At 65.9% G+C, this 252-nt stretch carries 1 protein-coding gene; it reads right to left on the reverse strand.

From position 1 onward, the window contains the following. Nucleotides 1–45: 45 nt before the first annotated feature. Nucleotides 46–252 (reverse strand): MobA/MobL family protein (locus ABS784_RS17200; protein WP_352513421.1); only part of this gene is annotated, 207 nt, incomplete at its 5' end.

Below are 252 nucleotides of genomic sequence, written 5' to 3' on the forward strand. Positions count from 1 at the left end.
CAGCGCTGTCTGCGCCTCCTGAGACTCGCGCCGCGCCTGACGAAATTAGATCACGTTGTCCCGACCGGCACCGCGCCACTGACTCGGCAACTGCTTGGCCTCTGGCTCCAGGCCGGTCTTGCGTTCGGCATGGCTACGCATGTCGATGCGCGTCTCCACACCCGCCCGCTCCAGGTGCTGGTTGGTCATGTCCTGCCAGCGCAAACGCAACGCCTTGAGGTCGGCTGTGCGCTCGGCAGCCGTGAGCGTTTG

Origin of the sequence: Geobacillus sp. G4, from assembly GCF_040327975.1 — a bacterium.
Classification (GTDB): Bacteria; Bacillota; Bacilli; order Bacillales; family Anoxybacillaceae; genus Geobacillus; species Geobacillus thermoleovorans.